The organism is Arthrobacter sp. P4_H3 (genome assembly GCF_056400885.1).
The window spans coordinates 66330-87173 of sequence record NZ_JBFUKK010000020.1 but is presented as its reverse complement, the minus strand read 5'-3'; the positions used below and the strand labels follow the sequence as shown (position 1 = coordinate 87173).

18 protein-coding genes and 2 pseudogenes are annotated in these 20844 nt (G+C 66.9%); 11 read left to right on the top strand and 9 right to left on the bottom strand.

Annotation, left to right across the window (positions count from 1 at the left end; all coding sequences use genetic code 11):
- The first annotated feature begins 76 nt into the window (after positions 1-76).
- Together AC1DRE_RS20610 and AC1DRE_RS20605 are read left to right on the top strand one after the other, a co-directional pair.
- Positions 77-874: an IclR family transcriptional regulator domain-containing protein gene (locus tag AC1DRE_RS20610; RefSeq protein WP_476986360.1), complete on the top strand. Its 798-nt coding sequence runs from the start codon at positions 77-79 to the stop codon at positions 872-874.
- Between the two features lies 1 nt (position 875).
- Positions 876-1808, top strand: a complete 933-nt coding sequence (locus tag AC1DRE_RS20605; RefSeq protein ID WP_476986359.1) for a threonine/serine dehydratase — start codon at positions 876-878, stop codon at positions 1806-1808.
- Between the two features lie 23 nt (positions 1809-1831).
- Here the strand turns inward: AC1DRE_RS20605 and AC1DRE_RS20600 are convergent, their stop codons facing one another.
- Both AC1DRE_RS20600 and AC1DRE_RS20595 read right to left on the bottom strand, forming a co-directional pair.
- Positions 1832-3196 carry an LssY C-terminal domain-containing protein gene (locus tag AC1DRE_RS20600; RefSeq protein ID WP_476986358.1) on the bottom strand — a complete coding sequence of 455 codons (1365 nt, stop codon included), beginning with the start codon at positions 3194-3196 and terminating at the stop codon, positions 1832-1834.
- Positions 3197-3286: 90 nt separating this feature from the next.
- Positions 3287-3760 (bottom strand): sensor histidine kinase, encoded by a 474-nt coding sequence (locus AC1DRE_RS20595; protein WP_476986357.1) that lies wholly within the window; start codon positions 3758-3760, stop codon positions 3287-3289.
- 243 nt (positions 3761-4003) lie between these two features.
- On the opposite strand from AC1DRE_RS20595, the gene AC1DRE_RS20590 reads away from it, so the two are divergent.
- From AC1DRE_RS20590 to AC1DRE_RS20570, 5 genes and pseudogenes are all read left to right on the top strand, one after another.
- Positions 4004-5362 carry a sensor histidine kinase gene (locus AC1DRE_RS20590; RefSeq protein ID WP_476986356.1) on the top strand — a complete coding sequence of 453 codons (1359 nt, stop codon included), beginning with the start codon at positions 4004-4006 and terminating at the stop codon, positions 5360-5362.
- Entirely contained in the window at positions 5355-6035 is a 681-nt protein-coding gene (locus tag AC1DRE_RS20585; RefSeq protein WP_476986355.1) for a response regulator, read from the top strand. Before AC1DRE_RS20590 ends, AC1DRE_RS20585 begins: the two co-directional genes overlap by 8 nt.
- Positions 6036-6085: 50 nt before the next feature.
- Positions 6086-7110: pseudogene (locus AC1DRE_RS20580) on the top strand (HNH endonuclease signature motif containing protein).
- Between the two features lie 185 nt (positions 7111-7295).
- Positions 7296-9137 (top strand): sensor histidine kinase, encoded by a 1842-nt coding sequence (locus tag AC1DRE_RS20575; protein WP_476986354.1) that lies wholly within the window; start codon positions 7296-7298, stop codon positions 9135-9137.
- Complete coding sequence (locus AC1DRE_RS20570; protein WP_476986353.1) at positions 9134-9763, top strand: response regulator transcription factor; 630 nt, start codon at positions 9134-9136, stop codon at positions 9761-9763. Before AC1DRE_RS20575 ends, AC1DRE_RS20570 begins: the two co-directional genes overlap by 4 nt.
- On the opposite strand, the gene AC1DRE_RS20565 is transcribed toward AC1DRE_RS20570, so the two are convergent.
- A complete protein-coding gene (locus AC1DRE_RS20565) occupies positions 9760-10248 on the bottom strand; it encodes a hypothetical protein (RefSeq protein WP_476986352.1) in 489 nt (162 codons plus the stop codon). The two genes, AC1DRE_RS20570 and AC1DRE_RS20565, sit on opposite strands and share 4 nt — an antisense overlap.
- Positions 10249-10469: 221 nt before the next feature.
- Between AC1DRE_RS20565 and AC1DRE_RS20560 the strand changes: the two are divergent.
- Positions 10470-10937, top strand: a pseudogene (locus AC1DRE_RS20560) (type 1 glutamine amidotransferase domain-containing protein); the annotation flags it as partial.
- Positions 10938-10981: 44 nt separating this feature from the next.
- Here the strand turns inward: AC1DRE_RS20560 and AC1DRE_RS20555 are convergent.
- Positions 10982-11221, bottom strand: coding sequence for a hypothetical protein (locus AC1DRE_RS20555; protein ID WP_476986351.1), 240 nt, complete (start codon positions 11219-11221; stop codon positions 10982-10984).
- Between the two features lie 128 nt (positions 11222-11349).
- Entirely contained in the window at positions 11350-11580 is a 231-nt protein-coding gene (locus tag AC1DRE_RS20550; protein ID WP_476986350.1) for a hypothetical protein, read from the bottom strand.
- Positions 11581-12033: 453 nt separating this feature from the next.
- On the opposite strand from AC1DRE_RS20550, the gene AC1DRE_RS20545 reads away from it, so the two are divergent.
- The 3 genes from AC1DRE_RS20545 (at position 12034) to AC1DRE_RS20535 (ending at position 17257) form a co-directional block, all read left to right on the top strand.
- Entirely contained in the window at positions 12034-14127 is a 2094-nt protein-coding gene (locus AC1DRE_RS20545; protein ID WP_476986349.1) for a S8 family serine peptidase, read from the top strand.
- 16 nt (positions 14128-14143) lie between these two features.
- On the top strand, positions 14144-16867 hold the full coding sequence (gene mgtA, locus AC1DRE_RS20540) for a magnesium-translocating P-type ATPase (protein WP_476986348.1): 2724 nt from the start codon (positions 14144-14146) through the stop codon (positions 16865-16867).
- 183 nt (positions 16868-17050) lie between these two features.
- The gene (locus tag AC1DRE_RS20535; protein ID WP_476986347.1) at positions 17051-17257 is read left to right on the top strand and encodes a hypothetical protein; all 207 of its coding nucleotides are present in this window, start codon (positions 17051-17053) and stop codon (positions 17255-17257) included.
- Here the strand turns inward: AC1DRE_RS20535 and AC1DRE_RS20530 are convergent.
- The 4 genes from AC1DRE_RS20530 to AC1DRE_RS20515 all read right to left on the bottom strand — a co-directional run bounded on the left by AC1DRE_RS20530 (position 17254) and on the right by AC1DRE_RS20515 (position 20832).
- Positions 17254-18237, bottom strand: a complete 984-nt coding sequence (locus AC1DRE_RS20530) for a CapA family protein (RefSeq protein WP_476986346.1) — start codon at positions 18235-18237, stop codon at positions 17254-17256. The two genes, AC1DRE_RS20535 and AC1DRE_RS20530, sit on opposite strands and share 4 nt — an antisense overlap.
- 7 nt (positions 18238-18244) lie before the next feature.
- Entirely contained in the window at positions 18245-19522 is a 1278-nt protein-coding gene (locus tag AC1DRE_RS20525) for an ABC transporter permease (protein WP_476986345.1), read from the bottom strand.
- A 2-nt stretch (positions 19523-19524) separates the two neighbouring features.
- Positions 19525-20472 carry an ABC transporter ATP-binding protein gene (locus AC1DRE_RS20520; RefSeq protein WP_476986344.1) on the bottom strand — a complete coding sequence of 316 codons (948 nt, stop codon included), beginning with the start codon at positions 20470-20472 and terminating at the stop codon, positions 19525-19527.
- 183 nt (positions 20473-20655) lie between these two features.
- Complete coding sequence (locus AC1DRE_RS20515) at positions 20656-20832, bottom strand: CsbD family protein (RefSeq protein ID WP_104175021.1); 177 nt, start codon at positions 20830-20832, stop codon at positions 20656-20658.
- Positions 20833-20844 lie beyond the last annotated feature (12 nt).

Sequence of the window (20844 nt, the reverse complement as noted above, 5' to 3'; positions counted from 1 at the left end):
GGATATGATCGGAATAAGCCTGCGGCCAAGCGCCCGCTGGTGCCGGACATGAGCTTCAGGAAGGGCAAGCGATTCCATGGCGGAGCAACCCGCGTACTTCGTGAAGTCGGTGGAGAAGACCTTTGACGTACTGCGGGCCTTCACCCCGGACGAACCCCGCCTGACTGTCTCCCGGGTCGCCGCGAAGTCGGACATGACCAGGGCATCCGCCCGCAGGTTCCTGCTGACGCTGACGGACCTGGGCTACCTTCGCGCCGACGGCGCCCACTTCGAGCTGACGCCCAGGTCGCTAGACATCGGGCAGTCCTTCCTGGCAAACCTGGCTCTTCCCAGGATCGCGGAACCGCACCTCAAGTCCCTTGCTGCGGACCTCAACGAGACAACGTCGCTGTGCATCCTCGACGGCACTGACGTGGTCTATGTCGCCTGCGTCCCGTCACCGCGGCTGCTGAGCGTCTCCATCAGCGTGGGCACCAGGTTCCCGGCCTGGGCCACGTCCATGGGACGGGTGCTGCTGGGCGCCCTGTCCGACGCCGAGCTAAGAACGTACTTCGATTCCGTCCAGCTGCAGCGGTTCACCGAGCGCTCGATCGGAACCCTCGACCAGCTGCAGGCCGAAGTGGAACAGGCCCGGGCCAGGGGATGGTCCATGGTTTCGCAGGAGCTGGAGGAAGGCCTCCGCGGCGTCGCCGTCCCGGTTTGGCGCGGCCACGACGTCGTCGCCGCCGTCAACGTGTCCCTGCAGACCCACAGGGCGCCCGCGGAAGCGATCGAAAAAACAGTCGTTCCGCTCCTGCAGGATGCCGCGCGGCAGATCGGCCACGATTACGGCGGCCGCGCCACCGAACCACACAACACTTCAACCCGGGGATGAAATGATCACACGCACTGACGTCGATGAAGCCGCTGCCAGGATTGCGGGGCTGGTGCGCCGCACGCCCGTCATCGAAGCGGACCGGGGGACCTTTCCGGGGACCGTCTGGCTGAAGTGCGAGTTCATGCAGCACACCGGGACATTCAAGGCCCGGGGTGCGTTCAACCGGGTGCTTGCCTGCCGCGAGCGGGGCGAGCTGAAGGAGGACGTGGGCATCGTGGTGGCCTCCGGCGGCAACGCCGGCCTCGCCAACGCCTATGCCGCGGCCCGGGCCGGAGTGCCGGCTGCCGTCTTTGTCCCCGAGAACGCCCCCGCCATGAAGGTGAAGAAGCTCCGGGAATCAGAGGCAACCGTCATCCAGCGGGGCGCTGAATACGCCGTTGCCTATGACGCCGCCATCGCGTATGCGGCTGAAACCGGCGCCGTGTACTGCCACGCCTACGACCAGCCGGAGATCGCCGCAGGTGCCGGCACCGTCGGTTCGGAACTCCTGGAACAGCTGGGCGGCGTGGACACCGTGCTGGTGGCTGTGGGCGGCGGGGGACTGATGGCCGGGATCGCGGCCGCCGTCGAAGGCCTGGCCACTGTGGTGGGCGTGGAGCCAGCCGCCGCTCCCACGCTCCACGCCGCGCTGAAGGCGGGGGAGCCGGTGGATGTTCCCGTCGCCGGCGTCGCCGCCGACTCACTCGGGGCACGGCGGATCGGACAGATCGGCTTTGACGTCGCGGTCAGGACCGGCGTGAAGAGCGTGCTGGTGTCCGACGACGAGATTGTCGCCGCGCGCTCGCAGCTGTGGGCCGACTACCGGATGGTCGTGGAGCACGGCGCGGCGGCCGCCTTTGCCGCCCTGACCTCGGGGGCCTACGTCCCGGGGGACGGTGAACGCGTTGCAGTGATCCTGTGCGGCGCCAATACTGACCCGTCCACCGTCTGATCTTCCAAGCCAAACCGCAGCGATCAGATCGCTGCGCGGCCTCCGGGCCGGGCCGAGATCCGCTTTGGTTCCTTGCGGTCCCGGCGGGCATAAACGCGGGACCGCTGGCTGGAGAGGGCGAGGATGAGCAGGATGTCCATAGTGAGGCCGGGGAGGTTGGTCTGCAGCGTGATGCCGGGACCTCCGTTGGCCACATCGATGACCTGCAGGCCGATCGCAACGGTGCTCACGGCCATGGTGAGCGTGCGCGCCCAGTTCCGTCCCAGGAAAACGAGCCAGGCCAGCAGCAGTTCGGCGAGTGCGAAGAGCACCACCACGGCCAGGCTGGCGTAGAGCACCAGCTGCGCCTGGTGCGCGGTTAGTCCGGCGCCAGTGCCCGAGCCGCCGGCGGGCTGAAGGAGCGGTTCCAGGTGCTCTTCGGGGAACAGCACGAAGGACATGGCGAGGGCGGCTGCCGCCAGTGCGCGGCCGGCGACGAGGGCGGCGCCGATGATGGTGGGGGCGGGGCGCCTGTTCCGGCTGTCGCTCGGGAGCCGGGGAACGGCCACGCCGGGCACCGGTGTTCCACGCAGGTCAACGATGGGAAGGTCGCCATCGGTGGCGATTTCATCGCCGCCGCCGTTGCGGGTGTGGTAGCCGGTGGAGAAGTCCCGGATCACCCGGACGGCAGCCGACGGGTCGGCGTCGGAAACGGACCTGACGATATGGTCGCGCTCATCGTCCGTGTGTTCGTCGATCTTGTGCGTGATCTGGAGCGTGAACAGCGAGAAGCCGACGCTGCGGTCGTACGTACCGGCGGCCAGCCAGTCCACGGCCACGCCGCCGGGGAGCAGCCAGCCGGGCGGGCAGTGCCAGAAGCGGACGTGGTGCCGCTTGCCGGGGCTTCCGTCCACTTCCTGCTGGTACGCGAAGTCCTGCTGGCGCCCGAACAGGAAGAGGGGGCTGACCGGGGCCTTGAGGTAGCTGCGGCGCATAACCGTGGACGTGATGATCCGCCAGCTGCTGGCCAGGGTCACGTCATCGGCGACGGTCCAGCCCGCCAGCCGCATGACCCGGTGGAGCTGTGCTTCAGAACCGAGCAGGGCAACGTTGACGGGATCCCCGAGCAGGCCGTCGCTGGTCCGGGCGCGTCCGATGAAGTAATCGGGCACGTACAGGCGGGTCAGGATCGAGTGGAGCCGGGGTAGTACGAGGTAGGCGAGCATCGCCCAGAAGATGAAGGTGAACCAGATCTGGCCCCAGCCCCACTGGAAGCTGAGCTCAACGAGAAGGTAGGTCAACCAGACGGCGGCGACACCACCGACCAGGAAGAAGATCCTGTCCCATGCGGTATCCAGTGCGGTGTGGGCTACGCCCGCGACAGGGACCTTCACCGCAGGCCTGGTCATGGGAAAAATGATACTGGAGCCGGTAGTTGGTTCCGTGGGCGCAGCGGCCCGGGCTGAGATGCATGGTGATTCCCCCAGAGAATCGTGTGGTTAGTCCAGCGGCAGCGTGACCGTGACGCAGGTGCCATTGCCGGGGGCTGTATCGACGGTTACGGTGCCGCCGGCTTCGTGGACCGCGATGGACATCAGGCGCAGCCCGAAGCCCTGCTGCCGGTGGCCGGTGTGGTGGTTGCGGTCAAACCCGGCGCCGTTGTCGGCCACTATCAGCCGGATGCCGTGGTGCACTGCAGCGAGCCGGACAGTCAGTGTGGTGGCACCCGCGTATTTGAGCGCGTTGCTGAGGGCTTCCTGGGCAACGTGGTAGAGCAGCGCGGCACTGCCGGCCGGTATTTCGATGCCGTGGTGCGGGGTCTCCCACCGGACCGAGGTTCCCTGCTCCCGGAGCGGGGCGGCGAGCCGGTCAATGCAGCCGGCGAGCCCGAGGGCGTGGAAATCCACCGGACTCTGATCGGTGATGACGCCGTGGATCGCGGTGACCTCGTTATCAGCTGGAGCCTTTTTCATGGCTAGCCCTGCTTCCTTGCAGCCTGTGATGCTTTCTTCTCACGGGTGCTGGGTTCCCGCCTGGATGTTATGACTCAAGGGTGGAACGAAAGAATCAGGGACTCCGCGAGGTTGACGCAATTTTGGCTCAAGTTCCAGGGCCACTGGCCCGGAGGATGAATCTGCTGGCTTTGAGGTTGAGCTCAGGCGGAAATGGCGGCCATTGACACCGGCGCGGCGCGGCGCGTGGATAGGGTGACAGGCATGGAACCACTTCTGAAATCAATGCGGCATTGGGGCGCCCCTGTGGCGGCCGTTCTTTTCTTCGCACTCTGGTGCGTTGGCGAAGCAGGAAGGATGGGGCCGTGGCCCGGACTCAACGCCTGGCCGGGAACTGTGCCGCTGGCGCTGATGACGTTGGCCATCGCCTTGTCGGTGTGGCAACCGATGGCCTCCCTCGCCCTGACGGCGCTCCTGCTGACCGGCCAGTTCCTCTACGTCATCCCGGCGATGTATCCGAACCACTGGGCCATCTACATCGGATCGTTCATCGCCTTGGCGTTCATCCTGTGGACTGCGGGCAAACGGACGGTGATCATTGCCGTTTCGGCCAACGCGGCCTTTATCGTGGCCATGACGTTTCTGATGATCTCCTGGCGGTACAGCTACGGCGTGGGCTGGTTCTACCCCCTGTACGGTGGTGACCGCGTGGCCCTCCAGGTCCACGGCTGGCAGCTCTTCGCCGTCCTGACGCTCATCGCCGCGGGCTGCTCCGCCGTCGGACTTGCGTTGGCGCTGTACCAGGAACGCGGCAGCCTGTTCCACGCCCGGAACATTGCCCAGGCGGGCCTGAAGGAAGCGGAAATCGGCCTCATCGTGGAGCAGGAACGGACGCGCATTGCCCGGGACCTTCATGATGTCCTGGCCCACTCCCTGGCAGTCATCGCGGCTCAGGCCGACGGCACGCGCTACCTGAGCTCGGACCAGCCCAGGGCCGTGCTCAGCGCCCTCGAAAATATCGCCAGCTCCGCGCGCAGTGCCCTCGTGGACGCGCAACGCGTCATCGAGGGGGGCCGCGACGACGGCATGGTTACGCCGCAGCCGCGGCTCAGTGATGTGGCCCCGCTGGTCGACAGGATGCGGCAGGGCAGCCTGGCGATCCACCGCAGCGAATCGGGCACGCCGGTGGAGCTGACCGCCGGCCAGGAGCTGGCCGTGTTCCGCATTGTCCAGGAGTGCCTCACCAACGCACTAAAGCACGGCGGCCGAGGCACTGCGGTGCGGCTGCACTTTGACTGGACCGGCCCCGGGCTGGCGCTGCATGTGGCGTCCGCCCTGGCCGCCGCCGGGGCAGGAACCGCTGGAGAGGCAGACGGCGCCCAACGGGTGGGGCGGGGTATACCCGGTATGCGTGAACGGGCGCACCTGGCCGGAGGCTGGGTCACGGCGGGCCCGGACGGTGAGCAGTTCCGGGTCACCGCATTCGTGCCGTACGGGCTGCACGCCGCCGGCGGAGCGGCCGCTGCCGGAACAGACGCTGTGGAGGCCACCGGACCGGAAGCGGCGGAACTGGAAGCGGCGCCACTCGAAGACGCCCGCCCGGAAGCGGCCGTCCGTGGCTGATACCGCAGGGCGCATCTCGGTGGCGCTCGTGGACGACCAGCCCCTCTTCCGTGCCGGAATCCGGATGCTCATCGAGAGCCAGGCGGACATGGAGCTTTCGGGGGAGGCTGCCGACGGCGAGGAAGCAGTGGCGCTCGCGATGGAACGGAACCCTGACGTGATGCTGATGGACCTGCGGATGCATGTGCTCGACGGGGTCACCGCCACACAGCGCATCCTGCAGCAGGCGGGTTCCGAGGGCGGGAACAAGCCAAAGATCATCGCCCTGACCACCTTCAACCGCGACCAGGCGGTGGTGGAGGCCGTCCAGGCGGGGGCCAGCGGATACCTGCTCAAGAGCGCGGAACCTGAATTCCTCCTGGCGGCCATCCGCACTGTCCACTCCGGCTACTCCGTCATCGCGCCCGGCTCCGTCCATGAGCTTTTTCAGCATGCAGCACGCACCTTGCCCTCCGCGGGGCCGGACCTCTCCGTCCTCGAGGTGCTGTCAGCGCGGGAACGCGATGTGTTCCTGCTGGCGGCCAAAGGGCTGGCCAACGCCGAAATGGCCGACAGCCTGTTCGTCTCCGAGGCCACCATCAAGACGCACCTGCGCAGCGTGCTGGACAAGCTGGGACTGCGCACCAGGCTCCAGCTGGTTGCCTTCGCCTACGAACGGCGGCTGCTGGGCTAAGGACCTGCCATAGCGCTGATCTATGGCCCGACCTGGAAGGATGGCCAACTCTGACGCCGACCTTATTGGATGCCGGCTTAACTGTCGGTGCCCGCTGTCATGCTGTGGGTATGGAAGACAGTGCAGTCGTGGAGACGTTGGAGGCCATCAGTGCCTCCGCTGCTGCGATGGCTGTTGCGCTCCGCCAAGGAAGGGAGCACCCGGGCCGGGATAGTGCGGACCCGCTTCGGGAGCAGGCTGATGCTATGACGCTGGCCGCGCTGCAGGCCGGAAGCGTGTCGTGGCCGCATGCGCGGGTGATTTGTGAAGAAACCACCGGGCTGGAACCCGCCGCGGCCGCTGCATTGGAGGCGCATTTCCAGGACCCCGCCGCTGCGGACCCGGCGCGTGGCTGCCCGGCCGGGGACCTGACACCCGGACGGTTCCGTGCCAAAGCCCGTACCTGGCGGGAGCGTCACCACCCGGTCAGCATCGAAACCCGCCACCGTAAAAGTGCCGCGGACCGGCGGCTGGAATACGTCCCGGACCGGGACGGCATGGCCTGGCTCTCCGCCTACCTGCCCGCGGACACCGCGGCTTCGTCGCCGACGGCTCCTCCTCGCTTCGGCGGGTCCTGACCGACCCACGCGACGGGGCGCCGATGGAAATCGGACGCGGCACCTACCGGATCCCGAAAACGTTGCGGCAATGGCTCCGGCTCCGCGACGGACGCTGCCCCTTCCCGGGCTGCAACAACCACTCCCTGGATAACGAGGCCGATCACGACGTGGCCTGGTCCGACGGCGGGACCACCGGCATCAGCAACCTCGGCCAGCCCTGCCGCAGACACCACCGACTCAAGCACACCACGGCATGGAAACCGGTCGGAGCCACCGCCCACGAACCGCCCGGCTGGACCTCACCTGCCGGACGAAACTATCCCAGCTAACAACAGGACCGGGAACCACCCGACTGGCCGGACCTGATGGACCATCTGGCCGGGCCCGCGGGCTCAGCGGACCTGGACCCGCCACCGCCTGTGAATCCCTTACCCGTGGATCCCCTGCCCGGCTGGGCGGTATTCACAGCGGCCTAGGATCGCCCCTGCTTTAGCTGCTCCCGTCGCCTTGGTGGCTGGTCACCGTTGCGGTCGCGTGCTGAAGCTGGTTGCCCGCGGTAGTTGAGGGCCCGCCCTTGGGGGACCCGCGGCGGACTATGGCTCCGAACTATGGCCCGCCGCCGGGCGAAGTGGGATTCTTAAGCTTGGCGGAGGGAAGCACCGTGACTCCCAAGCAACTGGTACTTGTAGTGGCTGCCACCGTGGGCGTCCTGGCCCTGGTGTTGCTCTCGATCGACTGGCGGCCGGCGGCCCTGCAGGATCCCGCCCGTACGCTGGGGGTCCTCAACGCCCAGGGAGTGATCCGCTGGGGCGAGAACCCGGACCGGGCGCCCTTCTCCGTTTTGGAGCTTTCCCTGTTCATCGCGGTGGGGCTGGCCTTTGTCCTGGCGGGAGTGACGGCATGGCAGACCCGGCCCAACCGGAACCCCGGACTGCTCCTGGTGGTTGCCGGGCTGCTGTGGCTGGCTGCCGGCGTGCGGCGGTCCAGCGATCCGGTCCTGTTTACGGTGGGCGTGGGGCTGACGCTGATGTACCAGCCGCCGCTGCTGCAGCTCGCCCTGAGCTTCCCGTCGGGAGTCCTGCGCTCGCGGGCGGAACGCGGTGCGGTGATTTTCTTCTTTGCGGCGTGGGCGGTCATTGCGGCCGCCAGCTGGGCGTTCTTTGATCCGCGACTGCACATCGCCGCCGGGCAGTCTACGTCCCGGAACCTGTTGCTGCTGTGGGACAGCCCGCAGCTCACCAACACCATCGGAGACGCGGCCAGGATTGTCCAGGTGGGCGTCGGCCTGGCCATTGTGGCCGTCCTGGTGTCCCGCTGGCGGTCCGGTTCACCGGCGTACCGGGCGGCGTTCCTGCCACTCTGGCTGGCCGTGATCATCAAGACGGCATCCACCGTCTGGGTATCCCTGGCCGTGGTCCAGCTGACCGGCTCGCTCTCCAACGAGGCCCTGCTCTGGCAGTACCCGGCGACCGCCATCGTCCCCCTCGCCGTCCTGCTGGGCCTATGGCGTTACCGGTTCGCCCGCGGTGCCCTGAGCGAGCTCATGGTGGAGATCGGGATGGCGCCGGTCAGCGACCGGCTCCTCCGCGCCCTGCGCAGATCGGTCCGGGATCCCACCCTCAGCCTGTGGCGGTGGTCGCCGGCGCTGTCGGGGTTCGTGGACGACGACGGCGTGCCGCGCGCAGTCCCGGAGGACGGATCCGGGCGGGCAGCCATGGTGTTGGAACGCAACGGCACGCCCGTCGGGGCGCTGGTCTTCGACGAAGCCCTGAGGGACCAGCCGCAACTGCTGGCCGCGGTTCGGAGCGCCACGTCCCTGGCACTGGACAACCAGAACATGGAGCAGCAGCTGCGGGACCAGCTGGTGGAGGTCCGCCGCTCCCGGGAACGGATCGTCACCGCCGGGGACGCCCGGCGCCGTGAGCTGGAACGGGACCTGCACGACGGCGCGCAGCAGCGGTTGGTGGCCGTGTCCATGGACCTGGCCAGGGCACGGCGCGCCGCAAGCCCCGTGGAGATGAAGGACCTGGTGGACCATGCCAGTGACGAGCTCGCCGTTGCCCTGGCCGAACTGCGTGAGCTGGCCAGGGGCGTCTACCCGCCGTCGCTGCGGGAAAGGGGCCTGGCCGGCTCGCTCACGGCGCTCGCGGAACGCTCCGCACTGCCCATCCAGCTGGAAGTCGACCTGCCGCACAGGCCTCCGCCGCAGGTGGAACTCGCGGCGTACTTCATCTGCGCCGAGGCCGTGACCAACGCGGCCAAGCACGCCCGGGCCTCCACCCTGCTGATTGGCGTCAAAGGCACGGACGCCGAGCTCAGCCTGCACGTCAAGGACAACGGGATCGGCGGGGCCAGCGCAGGCGCAGACGGCGGCCTGCTCGGACTGGCCGACCGGGCCGCGGCACTGGGCGGCTCCCTCGCGGTCACCAGCCCGGAAGGCCGCGGAACCACCGTGGCCGCCACGCTGCCGTTCTCGGCAGATCCAACAGAGGACATGCCATGAAACTGCGCGTCGCCATCGCGGACGACTCGGCCCTGCTCCGCCGGGGACTTGCCGCCCTGCTCAGTTCAGAAGGGCTGGAGGTGGTCTGCGAGGCCGCGGATGCCCAGGAACTGCTGGAGTGCGTTGCCGCCCTGCGGCCTGATGTCGCCGTCGTCGACATCCGCATGCCGCCAACCTTCACCACTGAAGGCATCCAGGCCGCAACGGCCATCCGGCGCGACCACCCCGGAACGGGGGTCCTGCTGCTGTCCCAATACGTGGAAACCGAAAATGCCATGTCGCTCTTCGGGAACGGAGCGAAAGGGCTGGGCTACCTCCTGAAGGAGCGCGTCTCCGACATCGACGACTTCATCGATGCCCTGCACAGGGTGGCGGCCGGCGGCGCAGCTGTCGATCCGGAACTGGTGGCCCGGATGGTGGCCCGGCCGCACGACGGCCAGCAGCGGGAGGACGAGCTCAGCGGCCGGGAGCGGGACGTCCTGGAGCTGATGGCCGAAGGGCGCACCAACCAGGCGATCGGGAAGACCCTGTTCCTGGGGGAGCGGAAATCCCCCGCCGGCGGCAGCCCCTTTGGGGGGCTGCCGCCGGCTGGTTGGCCAGACCTGGCCAGCTGGAGATCCTGCTAGTTGGACATCGAGGTGGTGCCGCTGCCGGTCCAGCCGGTGAACGGCGACCAGACACCGTTGGCACCTTCCTGGTGGCGGACCTTGTGGTAAACCTCCTCGTTGCCGATCTCGGTGTTGGTCAGGGTGCGGACATTGTGGATGGTCTGCCAGCCGTTGGCGGGGCCGAGATAGCGGCTGAAGGACGAGTTGCCGAGATGGTCGTCACCGTTGGGCCAGTCGTCGCTCTCCCAGCGCTGCTGCTCGATGTAGACGGAACGGTTGGCTGCGCAGTAGACGTTGATCCGGTAGTCCACCAGTTTGGTGCCGGACGAGTTGAACCCCGCAAAGATGGGCTTCAGCGGCACTACTTGGCAGGCGTAGTTGGTGGTGGCGGCCTGGGCGGGTGCGGCCAGGGCGACACCACCTGCGGCAAGTCCCAGCGTCATTGCTGAGACGAGCGCGATCTTCGCGCGGGAAGGACGGGACTTCTTTGTTCCGGCGGTCATGGACATGACTTCTTGCTCCTATGGGGGTGGGGTGGTTTCCGGTTCCGGAGTGCTCTCCTGGTCCGGTGTTTCCATGATGCGCGCGGGGTCCTGCCCGTGACTTCCGTGCTAGCACGGTTTGTCCGGCACTGTTGTCGCCGCCAGGCATAGTCAGCTTGCTTATTATTTCCGGGGTTCCTAGTGTTAAACCCGTAAGGAATCCGGCAAGAGGAGGAGGACGAATGTCAGTGCACAATATTGCAGGCAAGAAGGTGGCGTTCCTGCTGACCGACGGCGTGGAGCAGGTGGAGCTGACCAGCCCCTGGAACGCCGTGAAGGAAGCCGGAGGTGAGCCCACCCTTGTGGCGCCCAAAGCCGGGAAGCTGCAGGGCTACGACGGCACCGAAAAGGGCGAGAAGTTCGACGTCGACATCACCGTGGCTGAGGCCAACGCCTCCGATTTTCACGCCCTGGTGATCCCCGGCGGAGTGGTCAACGCCGACCACCTGCGCGTGGACAAGGACGCCCAGGCCTTCGCCCGCGGCTTCTTTGAACAGCACAAGCCCGTGGCCTCCATCTGCCACGGGCCCTGGCTCCTCATCGACGCCGGTGTGGTCCGCGGCCGCAAGCTGACCTCGTACCACACGCTCCAGACCGACCTGAAGAACGCAGGCGCGGACTGGCGCGACGAGGAAGTGGTGGTGGACCAGCCCGCCCCCCCGCCCCTCTCCTTTGCTTGAGTTCCGGTTCCTGGTCAGTCGCTCGAGCTGGGTTCCGTGGTGAGGCCCCGGTTGTCTCCGGTTTCGCTGTTCTGCTCCTCGGCCGGTCCCGGGGGTTTGGTGCCCCCCGCCCCGGCGGGGCCGCCGTCGGCGGGTCCGGAGGCGGCGTGGCGGCCAGAGGTCCGGTCTGCCGGCTTGTCCTTCGGCAGCGGGCTGGTTTTGTCGTCGACTCCGTCGCTCACGATGTCTTCGGGCTCGTTGTGTTCCGTGCTCATGGACTGCTCCTGATCTTGCGGTGTCGGATCTGTCCGGCCTGCTCCAAGCGCCGGCCCGTTCTAGGCGGACTTACCGGTCCACGCTACAGCGGGTCTGCAGGCGCGTACAGGTGCGGGCGAGCGTGTCCCTACGCCATCGACGCCCATTGGCGCAGTTCCCGGGTTTCGCCGTAGGGGACGTCGCGGCTGACGGCCACGGTGTAGGTGGAGAAGCCGGTCTGGGTGACGAGTACGCCGTGGCGCCGCTCCTGCATGGCGTGCCGGAGGGCGATGTCCACGGCACTGTTGAGGTCGGTTTCGATGGTGGCGGGATCGTGGGCAATGATCTCGAGGAGGATATCGGAGTGGTGCTTGATCATGGGGTGCTCTCTTTCGCGGTGAAGGGGCAGGGGGTCTGAGGGTGATTTTGGCGAGGGCTGTTTCCGGAAGGGAAACCGGTAGGGCAAAGAAATGCCGGCTAAGGCTGGAAATGATGTGAGGGTGCCCGGCATTCTGTGATGGGGCTGGGCCGGCGCGATGCGTCCGACGGAGGGACCGGGAACGTTTGCCGTTCCTGCGGATCCACCCTTAGTGTGGCGGACCGCCTGGCCGCATGGCAATCATTTCGGCGGAATTTGTTGTGTGCGCTGCATCACACGGTCTCGTTGCGTTCGCCATTGACCGCCTAGTTTGCCGAGCGTATGCTGACGCTCACCTTCCGGGGCCGTCGCTCGGCGGGGGCCCAGGTCCCCTTCTAGAGCGCAACCGGCCGCCGGGTGCCGAGGCAGTTGCTGACGCGCTATTTCCGGCGGATCGCTTGGAGGCACAATTCCATGTCTGAAATAACCATCAACGGCATCACCATTGATCCGATCAAACAGAACCGTGCCCTGCGTGACGCCGGGCTGGTCGCCGAGGACGCATCGGAGTCGGACCACATCCTCATCCAGACCGCCGAGCCGCTGACAGCGGAACAGCGCGCTGAACTTGCGGGCATCGACGTCGAGATGCAGGAATACGTCTCGGACAACACCTACCTCGCAGCCTTCCCGCCGGAAGACCTGAACCGGGTGCGCGCCCTGCCGTTCGTGAGCTGGGCGGACGTTTACTCCCGCGTCTTCAAGATCCCGCCACCCCTGCTGCCGCGCAGCGCTGACACGGGCAGCGTCCGGTCGCTGGCGGACCACGAACCGCATCCGGACCGCCGGCTGGAACGCGTGGACCTGCTCCTGCACCCGGGCATCGAGGCCACCCCGGACCTGATCGCGCGGGTTGCCGCGGCAGCCCGGGTTGAGCCCGACGCGGTGGCGGTGACACCCGGCAAGCTGCGGATCACCACCTCGGTGGGCCAGCTCCCCGAACTGGCGAAAATAGATGAGATCCGCGAGATCCACCCGGTGCGCGACCGCCAGCTCTTCAACAACGTGGCACGGGAAATCCTGAATGCCGAGGTCCAGCTCAACGGGACAAGCTACCGAGGGGGCGGCGAGGTGGTGGCGGTGGCGGACACCGGATTCGATACCGGCGACGCCGCCAATCCGCACCCGGCGTTCACCGGACGGGTCCAGGAGCTCTACGCGCTGGGCCGGACAGCGCCGGACAAGGCGGACGATCCGCACGGCCACGGTACCCACGTCGCAGGCTCCGTGCTGGGCCGTGGAAACTCGGCCACCATGGGCGGGGACATTGAGGGAACCGCACCCGAGGCGCAGCTCATCCTGCAGAGCCTCCTCGACTCCAACGGCGGCCTCGGCGGCATCCCGGTCAACCTCAACGACCTCTTCCAAAAGACGTACGACGACGGCGCCCGCGTGCACACGAACTCCTGGGGCGTGCCCGGCCTGAACCTTCCGTATGACGCGAGCTCGCGGGAGATCGACGAATTCGTGTGGAACCACCAGGACCAGGTGATCTGCTTTGCGGCCGGGAACGACGGCGTCGACGGAAACAGCGACGGCGTGGTGGACTCGAACTCCATCGGTTCCCAGTCCGCCGCCAAGAACTGCATCACCGTGGGCGCCAGTGAAAGCCTCCGCAAGGAATTCGCTCCGTCCTACGGAACTTATTGGCCAGGTGACTTTCCAACGAACCCCGTCAAACGGGACAAGCAGGCCAACAACCCGGACGGGATGGTGGCCTTCTCAAGCCGCGGGCCCACCAAGGAGGGACGCATCAAGCCCGACGTCGTGGCGCCGGGTACCAGCATCCTGTCAACGCTCTCCCGGAACGCCCCGATGGGCAACACCTTCGGCACGTCCACGGACCCGCTGTTCTTTTTCGATTCCGGCACCTCCATGGCAACCCCGCTGGTTGCCGGCTGCGCCGCCGTGCTGCGGGAGACCCTGGTGAAGAACGGCCTCGCCGCGCCCAGCGCTGCACTGATCAAAGCCCTCCTGATCAACGGCGCCGATGTGCTGCCCGGCCAGTACAACCCCAGCGAAGCCGGGGAATCGCCCAACGGCAACTCCGGCTGGGGCCGGGTGAACCTCTCCCGGTCCGTGGTCCTTCCCGGGCAGCCCGGCAATGCGGGCCTGGGCGAAGGCGCCCCGCTGGAGCAGGGGGAGGAGGACTCCTTCACCATCGACATCCCCGAGGAGGTCCCCAAGGTTGCCGCCAAGGGGAGACGGAACCGGGGACCGGCCGGGGACCCGGAACTCACGGCCGCCGGGGTGACGCTGAAAATCACCCTCGTGTGGTCCGATCCGCCCGGCCCCCAGTTGCAGAACGACCTCGACCTCATTGTGCTCGCGGCCGACGGCAGCGAGCGGCACGGCAACTCCGGCACAACCGCCGGCTTCGACCACAGGAACAACGTGGAACAGGTCCTCTGGACGGGCATGCCGCCGGGGGAGGCCAGGATCGTGGTCCGGGCCTTCCGGATCACCCAGTTCCCGCAGCCCTACGCCTACGTGTGGCGGCTGTCCTAGCGTGCCGGAGCTCCACGTGCCGGACTCCCACGTCCAGGCGGGGTTTCCCGGGCAAGTGACGATGGCGCACGCCGCACAGCTTCCCGTGGAAGAGGTCCTGGACCAGCTGGGATCCGGCATCGGGGGGCTGGCCAGCGGGGAAGCCGCCAAACGGCTGGCTGCCGTTGGCCCCAACGCCGTGCGGACGCATCAAGCCAGCGGATGGTCCGTGTTGGGCCGGCAACTGGGCAGCCCCATCCTGATCCTTCTCGCCATCACTGCCGGGCTGTCCCTCTTCCTGGGGGACGCCACAAACTCCATCGTGATCGGCGTGATCCTGCTCGTCAGTGTCGGTCTGGGCTTTACCAACGAATTCCGGGCCGAGCGCGCCGCCGAGGCGCTGCATTCACGAGTCACCCACCTTGCCGCGGTTCTCCGCGACGGGACCATAGACGAGGTGGGCGTTACCGCCCTGGTGCCCGGCGACGTCGTGCATCTGGCCATTGGTGCGATCATCCCGGCCGACATGAGGCTGCTGACGGCGAAGGACCTGCTCTGCGACGAAAGCATCCTGACCGGTGAATCGCTGCCGGTCAGCAAGGACCCGGCGCCGGTCACCGGTGCCGTTGCGCTCGCGGACCTGACGTCCTGCCTGTTCATGGGGACCGTGATCCAATCGGGGAGCTGCACAGGGGTGGTGGTAGCCACGGGCGGGCGGGCCGAATTCGGCCGGATCGCCCTGGGACTTGGTGAGCGGCAGCCGCAGACCGAGTTCCAGCTCGGCCTGAAGCGCTTCTCCTATCTGCTGCTGCAGGTGGCCATTGTTCTCACCTCGCTGATCTTCATCGCCAACCTGCTGTTGCAGCGGCCTGTCATTGAATCCCTGCTGTTCTCGCTGGCCATCGCCGTCGGAATCACCCCGCAGCTGTTGCCGGCCGTCGTGAGCACGAGCCTGGCCACGGGCACCCGTCAACTGGCCAAACGCAAAGTGCTGGTCAAACGGCTGGTGTGCATTGAGGACCTCGGGGACATGGATGTGCTGGTCACAGATAAGACCGGCACCCTTACCGAAGGCAGGATCAGCTTCACCGCAGCGTTGCCCGCGAGGGACGGAGTGTCACCGGATGCCGTGTTTACGCTGGGGCTTCTCGCCACGGAGGCGGATTACGCGGAATCGAAGGGCTCCACGGTGGGACTGAACCCGCTGGACGCGGCGCTCTGGGCTTCCACCGACGCGGCCGGGTTCCAGCCGGACAACTACGAGCGGCTCGACGTCATTGATTTCGACCACCTCCGGCGCCGGACCAGCGTGCTGGTCAGCGAGGAAGGCGGATCGGCACGGCTGGTCACCAAGGGTTCGCCGGAAGATGTCCTGGCGCTCTGCGTGGCCACCCCGCGAGGCGTGCAGGCGATGCTGGACGACCAGTTCAACGCGGGATCCCGCGTGGTGGCCGTCGCGAGCCGGGCCGCCGGAGGGATGACGGCGATTCAACCGTCCGACGAGAAGGACCTGGTCCTGGAAGGGCTGCTGGTCTTCCTGGACCGGCCCAAAACCAATGCCCGGGCGTCACTGGACCAGCTCGAGGCGCTCGGCATCACGGTCAAGATCGCCACCGGGGACAACGCCAAGGTTGCCGAGAAGGTCTGTGACGAGCTCGGGGTGCTCTCCGGCGGCACGCTCACCGGCGCCGAGGTGGAAGCACTCTCTGACGCCGAACTTGCCGCGGCCGCCCGCGAGGCGAGCATCTTCGCCCGTGTGTCGCCGGAGCAGAAGGCCCGGATCATCCGCCTGCTGCGCCAAAGCGGCGGGTCCGTCGGGTTCATGGGCGACGGCGTCAATGACGCGTTGGCTTTGCACGCGGCGGACATTGGCATCTCCGTGGACAGCGCCACTGATGTGGCCAAGGACGCCGCCGACGTTGTGCTGCTCGACAAGGACCTGGGCGTACTGGCGGAGGGGGTGATGGAAGGGCGGCGGATCTTCGCCAACACCATCAAGTACGTGCTGATGGGAACCTCCAGCAACTTCGGCAACATGTTCAGTGCAGCCACGGCCTCCGTCGTCCTGAGCTTCCTGCCGATGCTGCCAGGGCAGATCCTGCTGAATAACCTGCTCTACGACACCGGCCAGTTGGCCATCCCGGGTGACCGCGTGGACAAGGAGCAGCTGCTGGCGCCTTCGCACTGGGACATCAGCTTCATCCGGCGTTTTATGTTCCTCTTCGGACCCATCAGCTCCCTTTTCGACTTCGCCACCTTCGCCCTCATGCTGTTCGCGTTCCATGCGGTGCCTGGGGAATTCCGGGCGGGCTGGTTCATCGAGTCGATCGCCACGCAAACATTGATCATTTTTGCCATCCGCACCCGGCGGGTTCCGTTCCTGCGGAGCCGGCCCTCGGCCGGCCTGCTGGGCGCATCCCTGGGCGTGGTGGCGCTGGGCATCTTCGTCCCGCTGTCTCCGCTGGCCGGTGTTTTGGGGTTCGACCCGCTGCCCACGCCTTTCTTCCTGGCGCTGCTGGGAATGACGGTGGTGTATCTGGTCATGGTCGAATTCGCCAAGAGATGGTTCTTTGCGCGCACAGCCCAACAGCCTCCGGTCCGGCCGGCCGTCATTCCGCGCCGGCGGCCCACGCACCACATCTCCCGCCGCGCGGCCCGCTTCAGCACCCCGGTAGCCCGCCCCCTGCGCGGACAGCTGGTCCGCGGCGGGCGGAAGAGGAAGTCCAGGAAAACGCACGCCCGGACAACCCCCTCCCGGTAGGCCGGTAGGCCGGGAGGCATGGAATCGGCCCTGCGCCGGCGGCGTACCCGGCCGGCCAGGCGCGCAAGCCCCTGGCTGATTAGCCGCTCGCCGGGCTTCCGCCCGCTGGCAGGTGCGGATAATCTGGGGAAGTCAGGATGCCGTCACAACGGCACCCCAGTTCCTGGCCAAGAGAGGCCCCACATGTCAGAGAAGCTGCATCTCACTCCGGAAGACGACTTCCCGGAGGATCTCTCCACGGTCGAGGATACGGACCTTCAGGTCCTCGACAGCCAGATCCAGCGCCAACTCGATTACGAATATGTGGCCGAGGGCGAACCGAATCCGGAGACCGAATTCCGGCACTACGACCTCGATGAGGAATTCAGCGAACGGGACAAACGGGACTAGCTGCCCACCCCTATTTCCAGTACGTTCGTTTCGGCGGACCACCTACTCTGCGTTCCCAGCCGGGCGCACAGCCCCTGCATCCGTGTAGCGATCCCGCGCGAGCCCTTACCGGCCAGCCGCGCCTGGAATCCCGTGATGACGGTCGGATGGAGCTGCAGCCGGACGGGCAGGGCTCCGGCGGTTTCCACGCAAAAAATGAAGGACTGGTCGTTGCGCTCCCCGGCGTCCACGGCATAGTCGTCAATGAAGTCGCCGGCGCTGTAGATGATGGGCCTGCCTCGGTAGAGCTCGACGCCGCGGAAGATATGCGCCGAATGGCCGAACACGACGTCGGCCCCGGCGTCGACCAGAGTTTTGCCCAGGTGCCGGTGCCCGGGCGGCACATCGGCTCCCCAGTTGCCGCCCCAGTGCGCCGAAACCACCAGCAGGTCCGTGCGGGCCTTCGTGCGGCGGACCAGCGCCAGCAGCTCCCGGACCCGGGTGTCGTCCCGGGCTTGTTTATCCACCGGTATGTAGTAGACCCCGGGCCGGTGCGGCCCTGCCTCCCAGTCCGGCTGGTTGTCCGTGAAGGCAATGAGTCCGACGGCGGCCGGACCCGCCCGCCTGATCGCCGGCCTTCGCGCGGCTTCCAGGTCCGGCCCCGCGCCGGCGTGCAGGATTCCGCTGCGGTCCAGCGCGGGCAGCGTCTCCCGGAAGGCGTCCGCCCCGTAGTCCAGCACGTGGTTGTTGGCCAGGGATACAACGTTGATGCCCGCAGCGTTCAGAACGGCCGTGTTCCGGGTATCCGAGCGGAAATGGAACACCTTCCCCGGCTGCGGGATCCCGCCGTCGGACAGGACGCATTCGAGGTTGGCGAACCGGATGTCCGCCTGTGCCAGGACGGGGAGCGTATCGCCCCAGGGGAAGGCAGGTGGGACGGTCCTGAGCTGCCGGTTCACCAGGCGGCCCAGCATCACGTCACCCAGGAATATCAGGCGCATGGTCCGCCTACTTCGTCGCCGTGCGCTTCTCCGCCGGGTGCTCTGCGGGGCCGGCCACGGCATGCCGGGATCCCGCTTTGAGGGCGGTCCTGATGCTGACCTTCGAGGTGTAGGAGATGGACCCGTACTGGAAGAGCCGCACGGCCATCCGGAGCATCAGGGCAGCCCCGATGTAGAGGATGGCGATCACCACGGCCGCTTCCACGATGTTCAAAGAGCCGAAGGCGTTCCGCAGCAGCGCGGTAACCGGGGCGGAGAACGGGAAGTAGGTGAATACCTGAACGATCGGGGAGTGCGGCTCGGAGACCACCAGGCTGACGGAGTAGAAGGGAATAAAGATCAGGGCGATCATCACGCCCATGAAATTTCCGGCTTCCTTGGCGGTGGGCATGACGGCGCCGATGGCCACCAGCGTGGTGGTGAACAGGGCGAAGCCGCCCACGAGGATGAGCAGGCCGACGGTCATGCGCAGGGGGTCGAAGACGAGCTGCGACGCGTCGAACTCCGGGATGCTCATGGCATCACGATAGAAGAGGGCACCGATCAGGATGGGGGAGGTGAAGACTGCCACCTGCACCAGGCCCACCATGAACAGGGCCAGCACCTTTCCGGTGATGAGGGTGGTGGGCTTGAGTGTTGTCAGGATCATTTCGGTGACCCTGTTCTCCTTCTCCTCCAGGGTGGAGTTCAGCATCTGCCCGGCGAGGAGCACCACCAGTCCGTAGAAAACCACCAGGAATGCCATCGGCGGGATCACGGAGTTCATGCCGCCGGACACCTCGGACCCCCGGTAGGTGACGGTGTCCACCTGCGCCGCCCCTGAGGCGAGGCTGGACAGCTGGGGCGAGCCGATTTTGACGGCCACAGCGCGGGCCAGCATGGCCTGGGCGACGGCGGCGTACTTGCCGTTCTCGAACAGTCCCTGGTCCGCGCCGTACGCCTTCACCGCAGTGGCCTCGGGGTGCGCGGGGAACTCGAAGTAGGCATCGACGGCGCCGGACTGCACGTCCCGGATCCCGGCGGCGGACGAGGCGGCCGGAACGGCGCCGAACGCGGCCGCGTCAGCGGGCGTGATGAGGCCGGAGGCGTCCAGGTAGGAAATGCTGAACTGGGCGTTCTTCTGGGCCTCGGCGGCGGTGCTGGTGCTGGTGTTGCTGAGGAAGATCATCCCGAACACCACCGCCATGATGACGGGCACGGACAGGGTGCCGATCCAGAAGCGCACCTTGGTGACGGTGCGCACAAATTCGAAGCTGATGACCGTTCCAAGGTTGTGCTGCGCCATGGCTACGCACCCCGTACTGCCGGCGCACGCCCGGTAACGGACGGCGGCGGCGGGGTACGGTCCCCGTAGACACGGATGAAGATGTCCTCCATCGAGATCTTGGTGGTGGTGAAACTGCGGATGACCAGGCCGGCGTCCAGGAGTTCGCGCAGGATGGCCGCTTCATCGCTGTCGTCGCTGATGGAGAGCTCCGCATAGTTGGTCTCTTCCAGCGTCACCTCGTAATGGGGGGACGGAGGAATGGGCCCGGCGTGCCGGATGCGGACGATCCGGCCGCCGTATTTGTTCTGGACCTCATCGATGGTGCCGTAGGCCTCCGATGTGCCGTCTTTCAGGAGGATGATGCGGTCGCAAAGCCGCTCCACTTCCTCCATCTGGTGGGTCACCATGACCACGGTGGCGCCGTCGTTCTTCTGCTCCCCGATGATGTCCATCAGCAGCCGGCGGTTCACGGGGTCGAAGCCTTTGGTGGGCTCATCGAGGATGAGGAGCTCCGGACGGTTCATGATGGTGACGCCGAGCTGGATTTTCTGCTGCTCGCCGCTGGAGAGCTTGTCCACCTGGGTGGCGGCCTTTCCGGCCAGGTCGACCCGGTCCAGGTAGGCCAGGGACCACTGCCGCGCCGAATGCCGGTCCATTCCCTTGAGCCGGCCGAAGTAGGTCATGACGTCCATGACCTTTTCCTTCTTGTAGAGACCGCGTTCCTCCGGAAGATAGCCCAGCCTGCTGCCGTGCTCGGGTTTGAAGGGCCGCCCGTTGATGTGGAGGACCCCGGCCGTGGGCTCGTAGAGGCCCAGGAGGGCGCGGATGGTGGTGGTCTTGCCCGAGCCGTTGCTGCCCAGGAACCCGAACGTCTCGCCGGCACGGACGTCGAAGGACAGGTCGCGGATCACGGTGGTGTCCGCGAAGTCCATCCGGAAACCGCTGATATGCACCACTGGCTCGTCCATGGCTTTCGCCGCCTGTACCGATCATCGCCCGCCGTTGTCGGTTCCCCCCGCGGCAGGCTGCCATGTGACCAGACTGGCCGCGGCCGCCCTCAAACGGAAGGGGCGAAGGTCCCGGCATGCCTGGCCGGGATACGAAAAAAGCCGGGCCGCGGAAGTCTCCGCGGCCCGGCCATCAGGTAACGACTACTTGTCGTTGATGGTGTCCTTGACGTCCTCGGCGGCGTGCTTCGCGTCGGCCGTGCCCTGATCAATCTTGCCCTCGGTTTCGAGCTTGCTGTTGTTGGTCAGCTTGCCGAATGCCTCCTTGGCCTCGCCGATTGCTTTCTCGGTCGCGTTCTTGATCTTGTCGCCCAAACCCATGTTTGTTTCCTC

Bases quoted from the DNA above. Each gene is read 5' to 3' on its own strand.
- AC1DRE_RS20610 (WP_476986360.1), top strand. From the start codon at position 77: ATGGCGGAGCAACCCGCGTACTTCGTGAAGTCGGTGGAGAAGACCTTT.
- AC1DRE_RS20605 (WP_476986359.1), top strand. From the start codon at position 876: ATGATCACACGCACTGACGTCGATGAAGCCGCTGCCAGGATTGCGGGG.
- AC1DRE_RS20600 (WP_476986358.1), bottom strand. From the start codon at position 3,196: ATGACCAGGCCTGCGGTGAAGGTCCCTGTCGCGGGCGTAGCCCACACC.
- AC1DRE_RS20595 (WP_476986357.1), bottom strand. From the start codon at position 3,760: ATGAAAAAGGCTCCAGCTGATAACGAGGTCACCGCGATCCACGGCGTC.
- AC1DRE_RS20590 (WP_476986356.1), top strand. From the start codon at position 4,004: ATGGAACCACTTCTGAAATCAATGCGGCATTGGGGCGCCCCTGTGGCG.
- AC1DRE_RS20570 (WP_476986353.1), top strand. From the start codon at position 9,134: ATGAAACTGCGCGTCGCCATCGCGGACGACTCGGCCCTGCTCCGCCGG.
- AC1DRE_RS20565 (WP_476986352.1), bottom strand. From the start codon at position 10,248: ATGACCGCCGGAACAAAGAAGTCCCGTCCTTCCCGCGCGAAGATCGCG.
- AC1DRE_RS20555 (WP_476986351.1), bottom strand. From the start codon at position 11,221: ATGAGCACGGAACACAACGAGCCCGAAGACATCGTGAGCGACGGAGTC.
- AC1DRE_RS20550 (WP_476986350.1), bottom strand. From the start codon at position 11,580: ATGATCAAGCACCACTCCGATATCCTCCTCGAGATCATTGCCCACGAT.
- AC1DRE_RS20545 (WP_476986349.1), top strand. From the start codon at position 12,034: ATGTCTGAAATAACCATCAACGGCATCACCATTGATCCGATCAAACAG.
- AC1DRE_RS20535 (WP_476986347.1), top strand. From the start codon at position 17,051: ATGTCAGAGAAGCTGCATCTCACTCCGGAAGACGACTTCCCGGAGGAT.
- AC1DRE_RS20530 (WP_476986346.1), bottom strand. From the start codon at position 18,237: ATGCGCCTGATATTCCTGGGTGACGTGATGCTGGGCCGCCTGGTGAAC.
- AC1DRE_RS20525 (WP_476986345.1), bottom strand. From the start codon at position 19,522: ATGGCGCAGCACAACCTTGGAACGGTCATCAGCTTCGAATTTGTGCGC.
- AC1DRE_RS20520 (WP_476986344.1), bottom strand. From the start codon at position 20,472: ATGGACGAGCCAGTGGTGCATATCAGCGGTTTCCGGATGGACTTCGCG.
- AC1DRE_RS20515 (WP_104175021.1), bottom strand. From the start codon at position 20,832: ATGGGTTTGGGCGACAAGATCAAGAACGCGACCGAGAAAGCAATCGGC.